Origin of the sequence: Saccharomonospora iraqiensis subsp. paurometabolica YIM 90007, from assembly GCF_000231035.2 — a bacterium.
Lineage (GTDB): Bacteria > Actinomycetota > Actinomycetes > Mycobacteriales > Pseudonocardiaceae > Saccharomonospora > Saccharomonospora paurometabolica.
Window position 1 is genome coordinate 3,552 of record NZ_KI912193.1, and the last position, 262, is coordinate 3,813.

The following is a 262-nucleotide window of genomic DNA, read 5'->3' on the forward strand; positions in this document are numbered from 1 at the left end:
GCCGCGCGGGCCCGGCTCCCGCACGGCGGGCCACGGACCCGTCCCGGGGGAAGGAGCGACCGTGGCTAGGACACGCCTGCGCGTCCTGCTGGACGGTACGCCCCTGCTGGGCGACCGCACCGGGGTCGGGCGCTACACCGCGTCGCTGTCCGAGGAACTGGCGTCCCTGCCCGACGTGGACACCCGCGCGGTGGCGTTCACGCTGCGCGGGTGGCGGCGGCTGCGGTCGGTGCTGCCGCACGGGATGCGGGCCCGCGGGTTG

At 78.2% G+C, this 262-nt stretch carries 1 pseudogene; it reads left to right on the forward strand.

What is annotated here, in order from left to right:
* Window positions 1-61: 61 nt before the first annotated feature.
* Window positions 62-262, forward strand: a pseudogene (locus SACPADRAFT_RS31945) (glycosyltransferase family 1 protein); the annotation flags it as partial.